This is a genomic window from Flavobacterium micromati (assembly GCF_900129585.1).
GTDB lineage: Bacteria > Bacteroidota > Bacteroidia > Flavobacteriales > Flavobacteriaceae > Flavobacterium > Flavobacterium micromati.
On the sequence record NZ_FQWF01000018.1, the window covers coordinates 1 to 20,286 of the forward strand.

Consider the following 20,286-nt stretch of genomic DNA (forward strand, 5'->3'; position numbering starts at 1 on the left):
TCTTATAATTTACAAAACATCGGTCTTTTTTCCTAATATAATGTCGTTTATTTTACTGGTAATCAGTAAAATATATTTTTGTCATGTACTAAAAAGATTTACTATAAAAGTATTTTTGTAATTTTATTGCAATAAGAAACGATTGTATAGGACGGAAACCAATTTATCTGTAGTTGGTTATAAACATCATCTCAACCATATAAATCATTTCTCATTAAAAAATAAATGCAACTACATGAAATTAAAGAAATTCGCAGGTTTGAGTTGGAACTTAATAAAGCAAACTTATTTCGAATTTGAGAAAGATAATGCTATTAAACTAAGTGCTTCCTTATCTTACTATACCATATTTTCATTGCCGCCACTATTGATTATTATTTTATCGATTTTCAGCTTTTTCTTTGGTAGAGATGCTGTAACAGGGCGTTTTTTTGGACAAATAAATGGGATGGTTGGCAATAAAGCGGCAATCCAAATTCAAGAAACGATTAAAAATATTGAGCTGTCAGATAGTAATACTTTTGCTGCGATATTTGGAGGAATTATGTTGCTGATTGGAGCTTCAGGTGTTTTCGCTGAAATACAAAGTTCGATAAATTTTATATGGGGTTTAAAAGCAAAACCTAATAAAGGAATAATGAAATTTATAACAAATCGACTGATGTCATTTTCGATGATCGCTTCCGTAGGCTTCTTGCTCATGGTAAGTTTAATGGTCAACACAGTAATGGATATTATCAATGCAAGGTTGTTATTGTATTTTCCTGACATTGCTATCTATATTTTTTATATCCTTAATATAATCCTGTTATTTGCCACGACTACAATTTTGTTTGCTATTATATTTAAAACCTTGCCAGATGGAGAAATAGCTTGGAAAGATGCTTTTATAGGATCTAGTTTTACTTCCTTCTTTTTTATGTTTGGTAAATTTGCAATCGGATTCTATTTAGGAAGTTCAACTGTGGCATCGGTTTATGGAGCTGCGGGATCAGTAATTATAATTCTAATTTGGGTGTACTATTCAGCTATAATTTTGTATTTCGGAGCGGAGTTTACTAAAGTATATTCTAATGAAAAAGGAAGTAAAATTATTCCAAATTCTTACGCTGTGGGAATAGAGACACAGGTTGTAGAAATAAAGGACAAAAAATAGCTTTATTTTGCTATTATCTACTTAGGTGTATGGAATTACCAATTAACGTATTTTATATCTAAAGACACTCTCAATATTCCCTGTAAAATAGAAGTACTTAAAAACAGTCACAAAAATATTCTTATCGCAAATACAGATTTGGGTGTTATCATTTTATAAAAAAAGCCGTCTCGTTTTGACACGACACGGCTTTTATTTTTAAAATGTTTATTGATGATTAAAAACAATAATCATTTTCTGCAACTAATTTTGATGTTATTGTTTCACGAAGCGCTACGACATTTGGCATATTAGTATATTTTGTAAAACGACGTAAGCCCATCAGCATCATTCGTTGTTCATCACCTTCAGCAAAAGAAATTATACTTTCTTTTCCTTTTTGATTAACAATATCTACTGCTTTATAAAGATATAATTTTGCCATCGCTATTTGCTCCTGTACTTTGTCTTCACCTTCTCTTTTAGCTAATTTTTCAGTTCTTAATATAGTGCTTTCTGCCATATAAACTTCAATTAGCATATCTGCCGCAGCCATCAGTAATTGTTGGTGGCTGTCTAAATCCGGGCCAAATTTTTGTACTGCTCCGCCAGCAACCATAAGAAACGCTTTTTTCAAGTTTATTACTATAGCTTTTTCTTCTGCGAACAATTCGGTAAAATCAGGTGTGTCAAATGATGGAATTCCCATCAATTCCTCTTGAACTTTCGAAGCCGGTCCGAGCAAATCTACATGACCTTTCATTGCTTTTTTGATCAACATTCCTACCGATAGCATTCTATTAATTTCATTTGTACCTTCATAAATTCTTGCAATACGTGCATCACGCCAAGCCGATTCCATTGGGGTATCTTCTGAAAATCCCATTCCACCAAAGATTTGAATACCTTCATCAGCACAATTTTGTACATCTTCGGAAACAGCAACTTTTAATATAGAACATTCTATTGCAAATTCTTCAACACCTTTTAATTCTGCTTCTTGGTGCGAATTTCCTTCTGCAAATCGAGCATTTATTCTATCTTCAATAGCCTTTGCAGCACGATATGTAGCGCTTTCACCAGCATAAGTAGAAGTAGCCATTTCAGCTAATTTATATCTAACAGCTCCAAATTGTGCAATTGCAGTATTAAATTGAACTCTCTCATTAGCGTATTTAACAGCTCCCGAAGTTACTCTACGTTGTGCGTCTAAACATGCTGCTGCAAGTTTAATACGACCAACATTTAAAGAATTCATCGCAATTTTAAATCCGTTTCCTCTTTCAGAAAGCATATTTCCAACTGGAACTTTTGTTTCGTTGAAAAAAACTTGACGAGTAGATGAAGCGCGAATTCCTAATTTGTGCTCTTCTTCGCCCATTGAAATTCCGTTTGCAGAATCATTTTCAACGATGAAACCTGTGATATTTTTATCATCTCCTATTCTAGCAAAAACTATAAATACCGAGCAAAATCCAGCGTTAGAAATCCACATTTTTTGTCCAGTAATCAAATAGGTTTTTCCATCTTCTGTTAATACTGCTTTTGTCTTTCCAGAATTTGCATCCGATCCTGCACCTGGTTCTGTTAAGCAATAAGCACCAAACCATTCGCCTGAAGCTAATTTTGGAACGTACTTTAATTTTTGTTCTTCATTTCCATATAAAGTAATTGGCATAGTTCCAATTCCAGTATGTGCTCCAAAAGCGGTTGAAAATGAACCTGTAGCACCAGAAATATAGTCGCAAACTAGGCAAGTATCTACAAATCCCATTCCTAAACCGCCATAAGCTTCAGGTACTGCAATTCCTAAAAATCCCATTTCTCCTGCTTTGCGCATTGAAGCTTCGGTGTAAGCATAATCTTTTTTCTCGAATTTATCCTTGTGTGCCCACAATTCTTTATCTGCAAATTCCTTTACAGAGTCACGCATCATTAATTGCTCTTCTGTGAAATCTTCTGGTGTGAAAATATCCTCACATTTTGTTTCTTTAACTAGGAATTGACCTCCTCTTATTATTTCGCTCATTTTTTTATTTTTTAATAGTTGGTTGTTATAGTAATTCGAATACTCCTGCAGATCCTTGCCCAGTTCCTACGCACATTGAAACAATTCCGTATTTACTTCCTCTTCGCTTCATCTCGTCAAATAATTGAACCGATAATTTTGCTCCAGTACATCCTAAAGGATGTCCTAATGCTATTGCACCACCGTTCACGTTTATAATTTCAGGATTTAAGTCTAATTCACGGGTAACCGCTAGTGCCTGAGATGCAAACGCCTCGTTTAATTCAATTAGGTCTATATCTTTTAATTGCAATCCTGCTTGTTTTAGCACTTTTGGGATAGCTTTCACTGGACCAATTCCCATTATTCTTGGTTCTACACCCGCCGATGCAAAGTTTACCAAACGCGCGATAGGAGTAAGGTTTAATTCTTTTACCATATCTTCACTCATGATCAAAACAAAGGCTGCTCCGTCACTCATTTGAGAAGAATTTCCTGCTGTAACGCTGCCATTGGCTTCAAAAACAGGTCTTAAACCGGCTAAAGCTTCTTTTGATGTTCCTGCTCTCGGCCCTTCATCTTTATTAACAATATAGGATTTAGTTTCTTTTTTACCGTTTTCGTTTATAAAGGTTTGTTCAACTGTAATAGGAACAATTTGTTTATCAAATTTACCTTCCGCTTGAGCTTTCAATGCTTTCATGTGAGAGTGATAAGCAAACTCATCTTGATCTTCTCTTGAAACCTTGAATTGTTGTGCAACTGCTTCAGCTGTTAGTCCCATTCCCCAGTAATAATCTTCGTTTCCAGCTTTTGCGACAGCGTAATCTGGAGTGGGTTTATAGCCGCCCATTGGAATAAAACTCATGCTTTCGGCGCCACCTGCTATGATACAATCTGCCATTCCTGATTGGATTTTGGCTGTTGCCATACCAATTGTTTCTAATCCTGAAGCGCAATATCTATTAACAGTAACCCCAGGAACATCCTCCACTTTTAATCCCATTAACGAGATTAACCGAGCCACATTTAATCCTTGTTCCGCCTCAGGCATTGCATTTCCTACCATAACGTCGTCAATACGTGTTTTGTCAAAATCTGGCAACTCATTCATCATAAACTGAATAGTCTCCGCTGCCAGTTCATCAGGACGCTTAAATCTAAAAACTCCCTTAGGCGCTTTACCCACGGCTGTTCTGTATGCTTTTACTATATAGGCTGTTTTAATCATCGTTTTTGTTTTTTATGTTATCAAGTTCAAATCGAACTCTGTCTTGGTCAATAATTTGTTTTAGTTCTTCTTCCCTTGGTAAATACAAAACATATTTGGAGGCAAAAAGATTATTTTTGTCATTTAAAACGGAATATTTTACAATCGTTTCATCTTTTTCGGTACATAATAATAATCCAATTGTTGGATTGTCATCATCAGATTTTTTTAAATCATCATACATTCTAACATACATATCAATTTGCCCAATATCCTGATGCGAAAGTGCTGTTGTTTTTAAGTCGATAATTACAAAGCATTTCAAGATGTAATTATAAAAAACCAAATCAACATAAAAGTCAGAGGTGTCAGTTACAATATGTTGTTGTCTTGCAACAAAAGCAAAGCCGTTTCCAAATTCTAGGAGAAATTTCTGAATGTGTTCTAAAATTGAGGATTCAATTTTGTTTTCAGTATTTGTTATATTGCTTTCCAATCCTAAAAATTCAAAAATATAGGGATCTTTGATAATATTTTTTATACTGATTTTTTTAGAAGCATCCTCCTTAGTTTGTAAAACCCTATCAAAACTTAATGTAGTTATCTGTCTCTGTAAGGTTCTACTATTCCAACTTCCAGATACACTTTCGTTTAAATAAAACATTCGTCTTTCCTCGGAATCAACTCTTGAAAGTAATCTATAAGGTGTCCAACTCAATTCGGTACGCATTGCGTTCCAAATTGGAAAAGCCCTATAAAAAGCTCTCATGTTATTCAAATTCCTTTCGTCAAAACCTTTTCCAAATTCTAAAGACAATTCTTTGGAGAGATTCTTCAACATAGCTTTTCCGTAAATAGCTCTCGCACTCCCGTTTTGCTCATCTTCGATAATTAATCTTCCAATGTTCCAATACGTCTCCAATAAAACTGAATTTACCATTTTATACACTCGTTGTCGAGATAGGATGATAATTTCTTTGACAGAAAGTAAAAGATCTGGATTATTAATTTCCATAACTAGTTTCTCAACGGTTTCCCCTTAGTCAACATAAACTGTATTCTTTCTAATGTTTTTCTCTCTGTACAAAGGGATAAGAATGCTTCCCTTTCAATGTCTAATAAGTATTGCTCGCTCACTAATGTTGGTTCGGATAAATCACCACCTGCCATTACGTATGCCAATTTATTTGCAATTTTCTTATCATGTTCAGAGATGTATTTACCTGCTTCCATTTGGTCTGTTCCTACTAAGAACATTCCTAAAGCTTGCTTTCCTAATACTTTTACATCGGTTCTGCGAATGGGTTGCGTGTATCCCGCTTCGGCCATGATTAAAGCATGTTTCTTTGCCTCAGCAATTTGACGGTCTTTGTTTACAACCACAATATCTTTACCGTGTTGTAACAATCCAGTGTCAAATGCTTCGTAAGCCGAAGTCGAAACTTTTGCCATAGCAATTGTCAAGAAGTACTCTTGCAAAACATTCAGCTCAACATCATTTTTGTGGAACAAATCTGAGGCACGCATGGCTAGTTCTTTAGAGCCACCACCACCTGGAATTACGCCAACTCCAAATTCTACTAATCCCATATAGGTTTCAGCCGCAGCAACAACTTTATCAGCATGTAAGCTCATTTCACAACCACCACCAAATGTCATACCGTGTGGTGCAACAATTACAGGAATTCCAGAGTAACGCACACGCATCATTGTGTCTTGAAACATCTTGATTGCCATATTCAACTCATCATATTCTTGCTCTACAGCCATCATGAATATCATTCCAATATTAGCACCTACGGAGAAATTCGCTGCTTGGTTTCCAATAACTAATCCTTGGTATTCTTTTTCAGATAAGTCAATTGCCTTATTAAGTGCAGCTAAAACATCACCACCAATGGTATTCATTTTAGATTGAAATTCTAAATTCAAAATTCCATCACCTAAATCTTGTATAATTGCACCGCTATTACTCCAAACTTTTTTGCTTTCGCGAATGTTATTCAGAATGATAAATGCATCTTGACCCGGAACTTTAGTTTGCGCTTTTGTTGGAATATTGTAGAAAAAAGTGGCGCCCTCTTTTACTGCGTAAAAACTTGTTGTTCCTGAAGCAATCATTTCATTCACCCAGACCGCTGGCTCAAGACCTTCGGCTTTCATGATTTCAATTCCTTTTTCGATACCAATTGCATCCCAAATTTCAAATGGGCCATTTTCCCATCCGAAACCAGCTTTCATTGCATCATCAATCTTGTATAATTCGTCAGAGATTTCAGGAATTCGATTAGAAACATAAGCAAACATTCCAGCAAAACTTTTTCTGTAGAATTCACCTGCTTTGTCTTTTCCGTTTACCAGAACTTTGAAACGATTAATTGGCTTATCAATAGTTTTTGTTAATTCTAAAGTGGCAAAAGAAGCGCGTTTAGCCGCTCTATATTCTAGCGTATCAAGATCTAAAGTCAAGATTTCTTTTCCTTCTTTTTTATAAAAACCTTGTCCTGTTTTACTTCCCAACCATTTATTTTCCATCATTTTGTTGACGAATTCGGGAAGCTTAAACAAATCATGTTGTTCATCATTTGGACAATTTTCATAGATTCCATTCGCAACATGTACTAAAGTGTCTAATCCAACAACGTCAACCGTTCTAAAAGTAGCTGATTTTGGACGACCAATAACTGGTCCAGTTAATTTATCTACTTCTTCGATAGTAAGTCCCATTTCTTTTACCAAATGAAATAAACTCTGAATTCCAAAAATTCCAATTCGGTTTCCAATAAACGCCGGAGTATCTTTGGCAACAACCGAAGTTTTTCCTAAAAATTTCTCTCCATATATAGTAAGGAAGTTCAATACTTCAGTTGAAGTTTTTGGACCAGGAATTATTTCGAATAATTTTAAGTAACGTGCAGGGTTAAAAAAGTGTGTTCCGCAAAAGTGTTTTTGGAAATCGTCGCTTCTTCCTTCGCTCATAAAATGAATTGGAATACCAGAAGTGTTTGATGTAACAAGCGTCCCTGATCTTCTAAATTTTTCAATTTGTTCGAAAACTATTTTTTTAATGTCTAGTCGCTCTACAACAACTTCGATAATCCAATCAACATTAGCGATTTTTGCCATATCATCTGTTGTATTTCCAGTTGAAATTCTGGAAGCAAATTTTTGACTGTAAATAGGCGAGGGCTTTGATTTTAATGAATTGGCTAAGTGCTCATTCACTAATCTGTTTCTCACAACTTTGCTTTCTAAAGTAAGGCCTTTTTTGGTCTCCACCTCAGTTAGTTCCGTTGGGACAATGTCTAACAGTAAGACCTCAACCCCGATATTAGCAAAATGACAAGCAATTCCTGAACCCATAATTCCGGATCCAATTACCGCGACTTTTTTAATGGTGCGTTTCATATATAAGTTCTGTTTGATTTTTGAGTTTTTTATAATTAATCTTTAAGGGTGATTTCCTATTTATTATCTAAACTTTGTATTTGTTCCAATATTTCACTACCAATTGTTGGAACAAAAATGTTTTTATCTAAAATTAATTCATTTATTATTTCGGCTACTTCAACAAAATGCTGTAATTTTTCTTCGGAAATATTTTTCTTTACACTTTCATTAAATCTTAAAACGGTATTTTTTGATAGTTCTCTTTTTTCTTTACCAAATTCAGTTAGATAAATCAAGACACCGCGACCATCTTCAGGATTTTTTTTACGAATAATTAATCCCTTTTCTTCCATTGATTTTAAAGTCCGAGTTAGACTTGTAGCTTCCATTCCCATTTTGGGTCCTAATGATGTTGATGGAGTTCCTTTTTCCTTATCAATACTTAGCAATGCAAATCCTGTTGCCATGGTTGCACCATATTTAGACGCTTCCTCGTTGTACATTCTGGAAACGGCTTGCCATGTTGCACGTAAAATATAATCTATTGTTTTATCTTTCATAAGTAACTATAACGATTTCAAATATAAGACAAAATACTATGCACGCATAATAAATCGTATTATTTTTTTGTTAATAAATAATAAAAATAAAAAAACTCCTCTGAAATGGAGGAGTTTAAGGGAAAAAATTATTTTATGTATTTTAATACAATGACTTGTGTGAATCTATCCATAGATTTTTTGAAATAAATCTTTATATTTTTCCATTATTGGTTTTCTTCGCAATTTTAAAGTTGGAGTTAATTCACCGCCTTCAATAGACCAAATTTCAGGTGTTAATTCAAATCGTTTTAGCTGTTCCCAATGTCCAAATTTCTCATTGTATAAAGTAATTTCTTCTTGAATTCTAGCAATTACTTTTTCATTTGCGATCATAGCCTTATTAGTTTCACCAATATCTATTTTATGAATATTGGCCCATTCTTTAATAAAATCAAAATTAGCTTGAACAAACGCAGCTGGCATTTTTTGTCCATCACCTATTACCATTATTTGGTCAATAAAACGCGATTGCTTCATTGTATTCTCAATAATTTGCGGTGCAATATATTTTCCACCTGAGGTTTTAAACATTTCCTTTTTGCGATCGGTAATCTTTAAAAAACCATCTTTGTCAAATTCGCCAATGTCTCCTGTGTGAAAGTAACCGTCAACAATAGCCTCGTTGGTTAGTTTTTCGTCCTTGTAGTATCCCATCATTACATTAGGACCTTTACACAAGATTTCTCCATCACTAGCAATTTTTACATCGACTCCAGAGATTGTTTTACCTACGGTTCCTACTCTGAAACCTTTATTTCGCATATCATTTACCGAAACTACTGGCGACGTTTCCGTCAATCCATAACCTTCCATCACCGGAATTTCAGCTGCTGCAAAAATTCTTGCTAATCGCGGTTGTAATGCAGCACTTCCTGAAACCATTAGATCTAAGTTCCCGCCTAAACCTTCTTTCCATTTGCTAAAAATAAGTTTACGAGCAATTTTTAGTTGGAATTCGTACCAAAAACCATTTGCCCCGTAGGGCTGATATTCTAAACCTAAATCAATCGCCCAAAAGAATAGATTTTTTTTAATACCTGTTAATTCAGTTCCTTTAGCATAGATTTTGTCATACACTTTTTCTAATAAACGCGGAACAGCAGTTATTACAGTTGGTTTAACTTCTTTTAAGTTGTCGCTAATTTTATCGATTGCCTCACCAAAGTAAACTGAAACACCATAGTATTGATAAAGATATAATATCATTCGCTCGAAAATATGGCAAATAGGTAAAAAGCTCAATGCTCTAGTTGCACCAGCTTGAAACGGTATTCTTGGCGCGCTGTTAATTACATTTGAAACAATATTATTGTGAGAAAGCATTACACCCTTTGGTTTCCCTGTCGTTCCTGAAGTATATATAATAGTGGCTAAGTCAAATGTATCCACTGAATTTTTTCGGTTTTCGACCTCGTCTTGGTTTGCGTTATCTTCACCAAGCTCGAGCAACTCTTTCCAGTTTTTACAACCTTCAATAACATTAAAACAGTAAACTTCTTTCAGTAACGGAACTTTGTGCCTAATTAAATTTATTTTCCTCAGTACTTCTGCATCCGAAACAAAACAGTATGTAGATTCAGAATGATTTAAAATATACTCATAATCATCCTCAGAGATCGTTGGATAAATTGGAACTGTTTGTGCAGCCGTTTGCAAAATTCCAATATCCATTATATGCCATTCGGTTCTATTATTAGTAGATATTATTGCTATTTTATCGTTTTTTTGAATTCCCATCCGTAGCAATGCTCTGGAAATACTGTTGGCTTTCGCCAAATAGTCTTGGGTAGAAGTTTTCTCCCAAATACCGTTTTGCTTTGTCACCAGCGCATCAGGAATATTTGAATATTTTTCCTGCTGATAATATGGGAAATCAAAAAGTCTGGTTACTGAAATCATGTTAGAAAGATTAAATTTTTTCGCAAATTAATTAAAAATAAAATATTTTATTTACTTTTTGTTAATTAAATCTTTTTTTCTTCTATGTTTTACGAAATCGATTTCTTTAAATGGTACTTAATAGGCTGATTATGTATTAATTGTTAATATTTCACAGTGTTTTAATCGGCATTAGATTTTGTGTTTTATAACAGAGACTACTAATTAAAATTTAACTCAATTTTATAATGTATTATACTTAAAAGTGAAATAAAATAAGATCAACAAAAGCGTTATTTATGTTTAAAAAAACCTGCATTTTAAACTTTAGTATTTTTTGAATGATCTTTTTATACTAGGCACGCACAGTAAATTAAGTTACATTTGCTTAAAATAAATTTTAAATTGTTATGATTAAACCGTCGCTGACTTCACTTTTAAAAATTGATAAGCCGCTTATAATTGCTCCGATGTTTCTTGTTTCAAATACAAACATGGTAATCGAGGCAATGAGATCAGGTGTAGCAGGTTGCATTCCAGCTCTAAATTATCGAACATTAGAAGAATTGCGGGCTTCAATTAATGAGCTTAAATCAGCGAAGGTGACTGGAGGTAGTTTTGGATATAATTTAATTGTGAGTAAATCCAATACAAAATATAAAGATCAGCTTGCTGTTTTGTGCGAAGAAAAAGTTGATTTTATAATTACTTCCTTAGGTTCACCTGAAGAAACCATTAGATTAGCTCATAAAGTTGGTATTAAAGTTTTTTGTGATGTGACCGACTTGGCCTTCGCCAAAAAAGTGGAGTCTTTGGGCGCTGATGCTTTGATTGCAGTTAATAATTTAGCTGGAGGTCATCGCGGCAATTTTGCTCCAGCCGAATTAATTAAGGAATTGGATTTAAATACAACTTTGCCTGTAATTTCTGCTGGTGGTGTAAGTACTAAGTCTGATTTAGATAAAATGATAAGTTATGGAGCAATTGGAGTTTCCGTCGGCAGTCCTTTTATAGCTTCATTTGAATCGGGTGTTTCTGATGATTATAAACAAGCGTGCGTTGATTATGGCGCAAAAGACATTGTACTAACTGAAAAAATTTCTGGTACGCCATGCACAGTGATTAATACTCCTTATGTTCAAAAAGTAGGAACTAAGCAATCGTGGATCGAAAGGACTTTAAGCAAAAATAAAAAGTTAAAGAAATGGGTTAAAATGATTCGGTATTTATTAGGGTCAAATGCAGTCACTAAAGCTGCAACAGAAGTTACTTACAAAACGGTTTGGGTTGCTGGACCTACCATTGAAAATACAACGTCAATTCGATCTGTTGCAGAAATTGTTGGTATTATCACAGAATAATTTTTACCTGAGGAAGTAAAGTTAAAATCTGATAAAAAAATCTTGTGACACATCACTTTTTTAAAAAGATGTAATCTCACGAAAACTTTTGTGTTTTTGAACAAAAAAAATAATTAAAAATTTTTAAAGAGGAAGCAAATAGTTTTTTTAGGGTCTAACCTTTGAAAAAACTTATTTGATTGTTATTTAAATGTCCAAAAAAGTAGTTCATTCAGACCCGATTGTAATTCAATTATAAGGTTAAAATTCTATCTCTATCCAAAAAAGATCATTTTAAATGCAACTCATGAGCGTAATTTTTTACTTTAAAAGTTAATAAAGTCATTTCGCCTGCAGTGTGGTCTAGGTCAATAGGAAATTTATGGAATCAGACATCAATTTTTATTTTTTTTGTATTTTCCATGCTTTCCATGATCCTGCTGACCACAAGGCCCATGCAATCAAAACGGGCTGAAAAAATAGTCGAATAAAGCGCGCTTTGTCAGAGTTTAAAGCCCCAAAAGCATCTTTACCGTCTAAATATTGCGCAATGTTACCTGGAAATACTAAAACAAAAAAGAGAGCTAATGCCCAGCCAAATTCTATTCGATATTTTGCCCATGTAGCTAATCCTAAACCTAAAATTAGCTCTACAATACCAGATAGTATTCCTACAATATCTTTGCTAATTGACATCCAATTTGGTACTTGCGCCTGAAATTCAACTCTGTTAAAAGTTAGGTGACTAAATCCTGCAAACATCATAAAAATTGCCAAGAAAATGCGGAAAATATTTTGCGTAGTTGTGGTTTTTGTGTGGTTTGTCATAATTTTAAATATTTTTAAACTGCTTACAATATTCATAAATGTAAAAATATTTTGTAAAAGAGACAACTTTTTAAAACTCCAAACCAACGATAATCGTCAATCTATACATGCATATTTGCAAAAAAGTACTGGTTTAAATGGAGTTGAAATGAGTTTTGAATTTCAAAGTGAATTATTAATAATATAACATCTGATTAAACGTTAAGTAATTTTTTCTATCCAAATAAGAATATAAACTGACATATTTCTATAATTATGAACAGTGTAAACTTGGGAATTATGTCATAATATTCAACTGTTATCCTACGCTTTTTTATAAATTTGAAAGTTTACAAGATTTTTGTACTGCAAATAATTCAATGTTTTAAAAAAATTTCTCAAGTTGATCATAAGTCAAATAATTTGAGTCGTTCGATTTGTCTATCTATTTAATGCTAATAATCGTTAATGATGTGCAAGCAAATATAATTAGTTTAAAAAAAAACTTAAAATTGATATAGTATCGACGTTGACACTGAGGAAATAATTTTTTGTCAAATTGATAAATAATTAGTAAAGTAAGATTGAGGAGAAAATCAAAGTAATAATCTAATTGCAGAAGATTTTAAATGGTAGTAAAAGTTTTACTATTGTAATTTTAAAAAAATAGTAACCTTTTTTTGTTTTTATAAAAGGGAATTACTTCGCTTAATTTTAATATTCTAAAATTAAGCGAATGTAATTAGCTTATAAAAATACTATTAAATTAATATTTGGTTACTAATTCAAAATATCATAAAATGTAAATTTTAGTGCAAATTCCAATGCATTTTGCAACGCGGCAATTCCTCTTTGATAAATTTAAGATTTATTTACATTATTCAACACGCATTATGTTAAAAAAATGTAAATAAATATATTCTACTTACAAAAGTGCATTAAAATTTTAAAATATTTTTATTTACATTTGTTATGATAATCATTAAATAAATTTATGAACTATACTTTACATCAACTTCAGATATTCCTCAAAGTTGTCAAAACGCAAAGTGTCACCAAAGCGGCGGAGGAGTTACATTTAACTCAGCCAGCAGTATCTATACAGCTTAAAAATCTTCAAGATCAATTTGATATTCCTCTCACTGAAGTAGTAGGTAGAAGATTATATATCACTGATTTTGGCAACGAAATTGCAGAGGTTGCAGAAAAAATAATTAGTCAAGTTGAAGCTATTAATTATAAAACAATGGCTTACAAAGGACAATTAACTGGTCGATTAAAAATTTCAATTGTTTCTACTGGAAAGTACGTTATGCCTTATTTCCTAACTGATTTTTTGAAACAGCACCCCGGAATTGAATTACTGATGGATGTAACTAACAAAAGCAAAGTAATTAGCTCTTTAGAAAAAAATGAAGTTGATATTGCCTTAGTATCCGTTATACCAACTACATTGAATATAGAAAAATTAGATTTGCTTCAAAATAAATTATATTTAGTCACTAACTCTAATATAGAATTTAAAAACATTGGAAATTCTAACGAAATATTCAAAGAAATCCCATTAATTTTTAGGGAAAAAGGATCAGGTACCCGTCAAACTATGGAAAACTTTATCGATCGAAACGCTGTGGTAATTCGGAAAAAATTAGAGCTTACATCTAATGAAGCTGTTAAACAAGCAGTAATTGCAGGATTAGGATGTTCTATTATGCCATTAATTGGAATCAAAAACGAGTTGCATAATCACGAATTACAAATCATACCTTACAAGGGGTTACCAATAAAAACTACTTGGAGTTTAATATGGTTAAAGGGAAAAAAACATGCGCCCGCCGCATCTTCTCTTTTAGAATATTTGACAAAAGAAAAAGATAATATCGTAGCAGATAAATTCAGCTGGTATGAGCAATATTAGTTTATTTTCGAAAAAACGATTTACAGGACTGTTTTTTAATTGTAGTGATAAAAGTAATTTATAGAAAATAATAAAAGCACTCTCATTTGAGAATGCTTTTATTATTTTAAGAGAAATAAATTAAGAGTTTTTGATCCATTTCTTAGCATTTACAAAAGCTTCATGCCAAGGCGAAACTTCATCATTTCTATCGTTTGGATAGTGCGCCCAATTCCATTGAAATGTAGAACGCTCAATGTGTGGCATCATTACCAGGTGTCTGCCGGTTCTATCGCACAACATTGCTGTATTGTAATCAGAACCATTTGGATTAGCGGGATAACTTTCGTATCCGTATTTTGCAACGATATTATATTGTTCTTCAGATAATGGTAAATTGAATTTTCCTTCACCATGCGAAACCCAAACTCCTAATGTTGATCCAGCAAGGCTTGACAACATAACCGATTTATTTTCTTGTATAACTACCGATGTAAATATACTTTCGTGCTTATGACTGTCGTTATGCAGCATTTTTCCATGTACTTGATGTTCTGGATTAACCAATTCTAATTCCATAAACAACTGGCAGCCGTTGCAAATCCCCACAGAAAGCGTGTCTTCTCTTTTGAAGAAGTTTTTCAAGGCTGTATTCGCTTTTTCATTGTATTTGAAAGCTCCTGCCCAGCCTTTAGCAGAACCTAAAACATCAGAGTTAGAGAATCCTCCAACAGCTCCTATGAATTTTATATCCTCTAGATTTTCTCTTCCTGAAATCAGATCAGTCATGTGAATGTCTTTGACATCAAAACCAGCTAAATACATCGCATTTGCCATTTCACGCTCTGAATTACTTCCTTTTTCACGGATAATAGCTGCCCTTGGTCTTGCTACCCTCTCCTTTGGAGTGGGGCTGGGGGAGAGGATTCCCATGAAATGTTTTGGAAAAACAAATTTTAATGGTTGGTTTTTATAGTTATCGAAACGCTCTTGAGCCATCCCGTTTTTAGATTGTTTTTGGTCTAATAAAAAGGAAGTTTTAAACCAAATGTCTCTGTATTTTGCAATATCAAACTTTAATTCTTCAATTTTTAGAGTACCAGATTCATTAACAGTTCCAATTTTAAAAAATTCAACTCCTTTTGTATTTAACTTATTTTCAAAAATAAAATCATCTTTAGACTGAATTACAAGTCCGATATTTTCCGAAAATAAAATTTTGACTAAATCTTTTTCTTCAAAATTATTGAAGGAAACTGACATTCCAGTTTCTACAAAAATTGAGTTTGAAAAACTATTTTTCTCCTCTTCTTTGAAGGGGCTTACTGAGGAAGGGCTAAAACACATTTCCAATAATGTTGTGATTAAACCACCGCTGCCAATATCGTGTCCCGCAAGAATTTGATTGTCTAAAATCAACTCTTGAATAGTATTAAAAGCATTTTTAAAGAAAGCTGCGTCTTTGATCGTTGGTGTTTCATTTCCTATAGCATTCATAGTTTGTGCAAATGACGAACCACCTAATTTGAATTCGTCTTGCGACAAATTGATATAATATATTGAACCACCATCAATTTGAAGGACTGGTTCTACTACTTTTCTAATATCAGTACAGTTACCACCAGCTGAAATAATTACCGTTCCTGGCGCAATCACTTCGTCATTTGGGTATTTTTGTTTCATCGAAAGCGAATCTTTTCCAGTTGGAATATTGATTCCCAATTCTATTGCAAAATCCGAGCAACCTTCTACAGCTGCGTACAAACGAGCGTCTTCACCTTCATTTTTACAAGCCCACATCCAGTTAGCCGAAAGTGAAATACCACTCAAACCACCTTTTATCGGTGCCCAAACAATATTCGATAATGATTCGGCTATCGCATTTCTACTCCCTGCAACAGGGTCAATTAAAGCCGAAATAGGGGCGTGACCTATAGAAGTCGCAATGCCTTCAATTCCTTGATAATCCAAAGCCATTACACCGCAATTGTTCAAAGGCAATTGCAAGGGTCCAGCTGTTTGTTGTTTGGCTACTTTTCCGCCCACACAACGATCTACTTTATTGGTCAACCAGTCTTTACAGGCTACGGCTTCTAATAGCAATACTTGCTCTAAATAGGTAGAAATATTTTTTACATCATATTTTAAAGCAGGATAATTGTAAGTAATTGTTTTATCATTCATTACCGTTTTTGGAGAACTTCCAAAGAAATCTTCCAAAGCATAATCCATCGGTTTAGCAGCAGTAGATTTTGAAGCGAAAGTAAAACGGTGGTCACCTGTTACATCGCCTACTTGGTACATCGGAGAACGCTCTCTATCGGCCACTCTTTGTAACAAAGCAATGTCTTTTTGACCAATAACTAATCCCATTCTTTCTTGAGATTCGTTACCGATGATTTCTTTTGCCGAAAGGGTTGGATCACCCACAGGCAATTTATCTAAATCAATTAATCCACCTGTTTCTTCCACTAATTCCGAAAGGCAGTTTAAATGTCCACCAGCGCCGTGATCGTGAATGGAAACAATTGGGTTATAGTCGCTTTCTACCAAACCGCGAATAGCATTTGCAGCACGTTTTTGCATTTCTGGATTCGAACGCTGAATCGCATTTAACTCAATTCCTGAACCAAAAGCACCAGTATCTGCAGATGAAACCGCAGCACCACCCATTCCGATTCTATAATTTTCTCCGCCTAGAATAACGATTTTATCGCCTTCTTGTGGTTTTTTCTTAATTGCTTGATCTAATTTTCCGTATCCAATTCCTCCCGCTTGCATGATTACTTTATCGTAACCAATTTTGCGATTGTTTTCTTGATGTTCGAAAGTTAAAACAGAACCCGTAATAAGTGGTTGTCCAAATTTGTTTCCAAAATCAGAAGCTCCATTTGAGGCTTTGATCAAAATATCCATAGGAGTTTGATAGAGCCATTTTCTTTCTTCCATTCCATTTTCCCATGGTTTATTATCCTGAGCGGAGTCGAAGGATTCTAATCTAGAGTAGGAAGTCATATAAACTGCAGTTCCCGCTAATGGTAACGAACCTTGCCCACCTGCTAAACGGTCGCGAATTTCTCCGCCAGAACCTGTTGCAGCTCCATTAAACGGTTCTACAGTTGTAGGGAAATTGTGTGTTTCTGCTTTTAACGAAATAACCGAATCAAATTCCTTGATTTCGTAAAAATCAGCTTTATCTGCTGATTTTGGAGCAAATTGTTGGACTCGTGGCCCTTTTACAAAAGCCACATTATCTTTGTATGCCGAAACAATATCGTTAGGATTCTCTTGAGATGTTTTTTTGATTAATTTGAAAAGAGACGTTTCTTTTTCTTCGCCATCAATTACAAATGTTCCATTGAAAATTTTATGACGACAGTGTTCTGAATTGGCTTGGGAGAAGCCAAATATCTCAGAATCCGTTAGTTTTCTTTTTAATTTTATAGATAGATTATCTAAGTATTCCACTTCCTCCAGACTTAAAGCAAGACCTTCTTTTTTGTTATAGCCATCAATATCTTCAATTTCCAGAATAGATTCCGGTTGAACATGGATGGTAAAAATTTCCTGATTTAATTCGGAATATTTTTGCGAAAGCATTGGGTCAAAATCCGTAAAATCTTCAGTTACTCTGTGAAATTCTTCAATTCTAATGATTCCAGAAATACCCATATTTTGCGTTATTTCAACAGCATTAGTACTCCAAGGAGTAATCATTGCGGCTCGTGCACCAACAAAAAAATCCGTCAATACGGATTTTTCTATTTTATTTGAGTCTGCAAAAAGCCAGTTGAGTTTTGAAATATCTTGAGCTGACATTTCGATTTCGCTCAATACGTTTTGTGTTTGCTTCAACAGTTCGCTGTCGCTCGTCTGTACTGCAAAAACAGTTTTGCTTTGGTTTTCAAAGTAATGGATCATTGTTGTGTAGTTTGTTGTATTGCGGTGCAAATTTAGTCTAAAAAAGTAGTAAGAGCAAGGATTTAAAATCCAATTTTAAAATTCCAAATTCCAATAGTTTAAATTTTCAGTTCTATTTTTTTTAATTTCAAAATTGGCGGCTGAGTACGTTTTTTACTGGACTTTGGTTGGCATTTTAAATAACTGTGTCTCGGCGTTAGTAAAAGGAAATTATTTATAATTTACAACTTAAATGTAAATTAGCATATCGATTAAATGAAAAGAGCGACAATACTTGCCGCTCTTTATGAATAATTGTATTAAAAAATTAATTTACAATTAATTTTTTGGTTTCGGATTTATTATCCTTTGTTATCTTAACGATGTAAACTCCCGTTGAAAGTGAATTGATAACGGCCGTCGAGCTGTTAGAATATTCTTTTTCAAATACTTTTTGTCCTAAAACCGAAAATATTTGCACTTGATGTTTCTCATTTGAATCCGTAAAATTTATCTTAACATTTCCATTTGATGGATTGGGATAAATTGTAAAGTCATTGGAATTAAAATCAGTAGTAGATAGTGAATTTTCGCATGTCCATGATAGATCATCAAATCGCACACGATTTGATGTGCTACTATTTCCGGTGATAGTTACAATAACGTTTCCTGTTACATTAATTCCAGAGATAGTTGTTGTAGTTAAAGCAGAGCTATATGGTATGGTTCCTACTTCAATTCCATTTACATTTAGTTTAAAGGTTCCTGCACTTCCCGCAAAAATAAGTTGCGTAGTTACTGTTAAATTTTTTATACCATTAGGAACGGTAGAAGATGTTAGTGAACCATTTCGAATTGTTAACGCTCTTAAATTTAAAGTTTGATCTGTGCGCGCATCAGTTGCAGTCCATGTTATGCCGCTATTACTCCAAGTTTGATTAGTATAGGAAGTAGCGTTGCCTGGAATAGTTTGAAAATCCTCAAAAGCGCAAGTTGTAGTGCCTCCCGGAATGGCTGTTGTAGTTCCTGTAGCTGTAGCTGTTGCCACCGATGAGTTTCTTTCGTCGTCTCTCGTAATAATTGAAAAGCCATAAGTTGTCGATGGTAATAAGCCCGTCACTGTCGCTGTTAAACCTGTGTGGGTCGATTTAAAAACACCATCAACATAAAGATCATAACCAGTTACCCCAATATTGTCTGTCGCTGCCGTCCAAGTTAAGGTAGCCGAATTTGAAGTTGTGGTTGTAACTAATAAGTTTGTTGCAGCCGTTGGTGCTTCTGTATCTGCTGGCTCTGTAGTCCAAACCGCAGCAACATAAAGAGGATTATCAATATATGGATTTCTATTATTTTGACGCGCATAAATTGCATTATTGCGTGCTATTTCTCTCGCACTTACTGGGTCTTGATTGTGCCAGGCTATTAACTGACTCAAAAATGCATTAGTAAAAACTTTATTCGTAGAATTGTTGAACATTGGGAAATTGTATCCAGCAACAGTATTTTGATAGCGAGTAGCAAAGTAGAAGTACATTCTTGCAATGTCTCCTTTGAACTCATCTATTGGTTCAAAAACTAAACCTGTGTAACCAGCAGTTGTGCTTGCGCCAAGTTTACTTCCATTTAAAGTAGTTTGAGTTGCTATAGCTACAACAGAGTGCGGGAAGTTAGACCGAATTCCGTTTACTTCTCCATCTGTTGGTGTAATGAAATGAGCATCTGATACCATTGGAGAAGCTTCATTAAATATAGATTGTGGAATAATATGCTCTCTATTGTAACAATCTCCTTCAGCATTGTATCCAGCGTTTCCGCAACGTTGCGCTGGAGCTATACTGTAATTATAAGGATCTGCTCCAGCTGGATTCTCAGAATACATGTCTAATACTGAGCCATCATTTTCAAAGAAATTATCAATATCTGATGTTTCATAAGTTACGTACAAGCCAGCATAACTTTGTACAGTATGGTCTTTAATAATATTGTGCAATTGTGTTTTTAACGTGTAACCACTTCCTGTTGCTGTTGAATAATAATTAGCTGGCGCTTGTGCAAAACCTGCCGTGAAAAGAAATAAAAAGAATAAAGAGTAAATTTGTTTCATGGTTTATTAATAGAT

12 protein-coding genes are annotated in these 20,286 nt (G+C 34.0%); 3 read left to right on the plus strand and 9 right to left on the minus strand.

The features are described from left to right. The first annotated feature begins 235 nt into the window (after nucleotides 1-235). Nucleotides 236-1,156: a YihY/virulence factor BrkB family protein gene (locus BUB42_RS15270; protein ID WP_073021933.1), complete on the plus strand. Its 921-nt coding sequence runs from the start codon at nucleotides 236-238 to the stop codon at nucleotides 1,154-1,156. A gap of 217 nt (nucleotides 1,157-1,373) precedes the next feature. Here the strand turns inward: BUB42_RS15270 and BUB42_RS15275 are convergent, their stop codons facing one another. The 6 genes from BUB42_RS15275 to BUB42_RS15300 all read right to left on the minus strand — a co-directional run bounded on the left by BUB42_RS15275 (nucleotide 1,374) and on the right by BUB42_RS15300 (nucleotide 10,244). Further along, nucleotides 1,374-3,164 carry an acyl-CoA dehydrogenase family protein gene (locus BUB42_RS15275; protein WP_073021935.1) on the minus strand — a complete coding sequence of 597 codons (1,791 nt, stop codon included), beginning with the start codon at nucleotides 3,162-3,164 and terminating at the stop codon, nucleotides 1,374-1,376. 25 nt (nucleotides 3,165-3,189) lie between these two features. Next, complete coding sequence (locus tag BUB42_RS15280) at nucleotides 3,190-4,371, minus strand: acetyl-CoA C-acyltransferase (RefSeq protein ID WP_073021978.1); 1,182 nt, start codon at nucleotides 4,369-4,371, stop codon at nucleotides 3,190-3,192. After that, entirely contained in the window at nucleotides 4,367-5,368 is a 1,002-nt protein-coding gene (locus BUB42_RS15285) for a PDDEXK nuclease domain-containing protein (protein WP_073021937.1), read from the minus strand. The genes BUB42_RS15280 and BUB42_RS15285 overlap by 5 nt, the downstream gene beginning before the upstream one ends. Before the next feature lie 2 nt (nucleotides 5,369-5,370). After that, a complete protein-coding gene (locus BUB42_RS15290) occupies nucleotides 5,371-7,761 on the minus strand; it encodes a 3-hydroxyacyl-CoA dehydrogenase/enoyl-CoA hydratase family protein (RefSeq protein ID WP_073021939.1) in 2,391 nt (796 codons plus the stop codon). 56 nt (nucleotides 7,762-7,817) lie between these two features. Continuing rightward, nucleotides 7,818-8,303, minus strand: coding sequence for a MarR family winged helix-turn-helix transcriptional regulator (locus BUB42_RS15295; RefSeq protein WP_073021941.1), 486 nt, complete (start codon nucleotides 8,301-8,303; stop codon nucleotides 7,818-7,820). A 165-nt stretch (nucleotides 8,304-8,468) separates the two neighbouring features. Continuing rightward, nucleotides 8,469-10,244 (minus strand): AMP-dependent synthetase/ligase, encoded by a 1,776-nt coding sequence (locus BUB42_RS15300; RefSeq protein ID WP_073021942.1) that lies wholly within the window; start codon nucleotides 10,242-10,244, stop codon nucleotides 8,469-8,471. Between the two features lie 389 nt (nucleotides 10,245-10,633). On the opposite strand from BUB42_RS15300, the gene BUB42_RS15305 reads away from it, so the two are divergent. Continuing rightward, complete coding sequence (locus BUB42_RS15305) at nucleotides 10,634-11,584, plus strand: NAD(P)H-dependent flavin oxidoreductase (protein ID WP_073021944.1); 951 nt, start codon at nucleotides 10,634-10,636, stop codon at nucleotides 11,582-11,584. 381 nt (nucleotides 11,585-11,965) lie between these two features. On the opposite strand, the gene BUB42_RS15310 is transcribed toward BUB42_RS15305, so the two are convergent. After that, nucleotides 11,966-12,391, minus strand: a complete 426-nt coding sequence (locus BUB42_RS15310; protein ID WP_073021979.1) for a DoxX family protein — start codon at nucleotides 12,389-12,391, stop codon at nucleotides 11,966-11,968. A 973-nt stretch (nucleotides 12,392-13,364) separates the two neighbouring features. On the opposite strand from BUB42_RS15310, the gene BUB42_RS15315 reads away from it, so the two are divergent. Further along, on the plus strand, nucleotides 13,365-14,288 hold the full coding sequence (locus tag BUB42_RS15315) for a LysR family transcriptional regulator (RefSeq protein WP_073021946.1): 924 nt from the start codon (nucleotides 13,365-13,367) through the stop codon (nucleotides 14,286-14,288). A 120-nt stretch (nucleotides 14,289-14,408) separates the two neighbouring features. Here BUB42_RS15315 and purL read toward each other — a convergent pair whose 3' ends face one another. Together purL and BUB42_RS15325 are read right to left on the minus strand one after the other, a co-directional pair. Beyond that, nucleotides 14,409-18,188 carry a phosphoribosylformylglycinamidine synthase gene (gene purL / locus BUB42_RS15320; RefSeq protein ID WP_073021947.1) on the minus strand — a complete coding sequence of 1,260 codons (3,780 nt, stop codon included), beginning with the start codon at nucleotides 18,186-18,188 and terminating at the stop codon, nucleotides 14,409-14,411. A gap of 307 nt (nucleotides 18,189-18,495) precedes the next feature. Continuing rightward, a complete protein-coding gene (locus BUB42_RS15325; RefSeq protein ID WP_073021949.1) occupies nucleotides 18,496-20,271 on the minus strand; it encodes an endonuclease in 1,776 nt (591 codons plus the stop codon). Nucleotides 20,272-20,286: the final 15 nt, after the last annotated feature.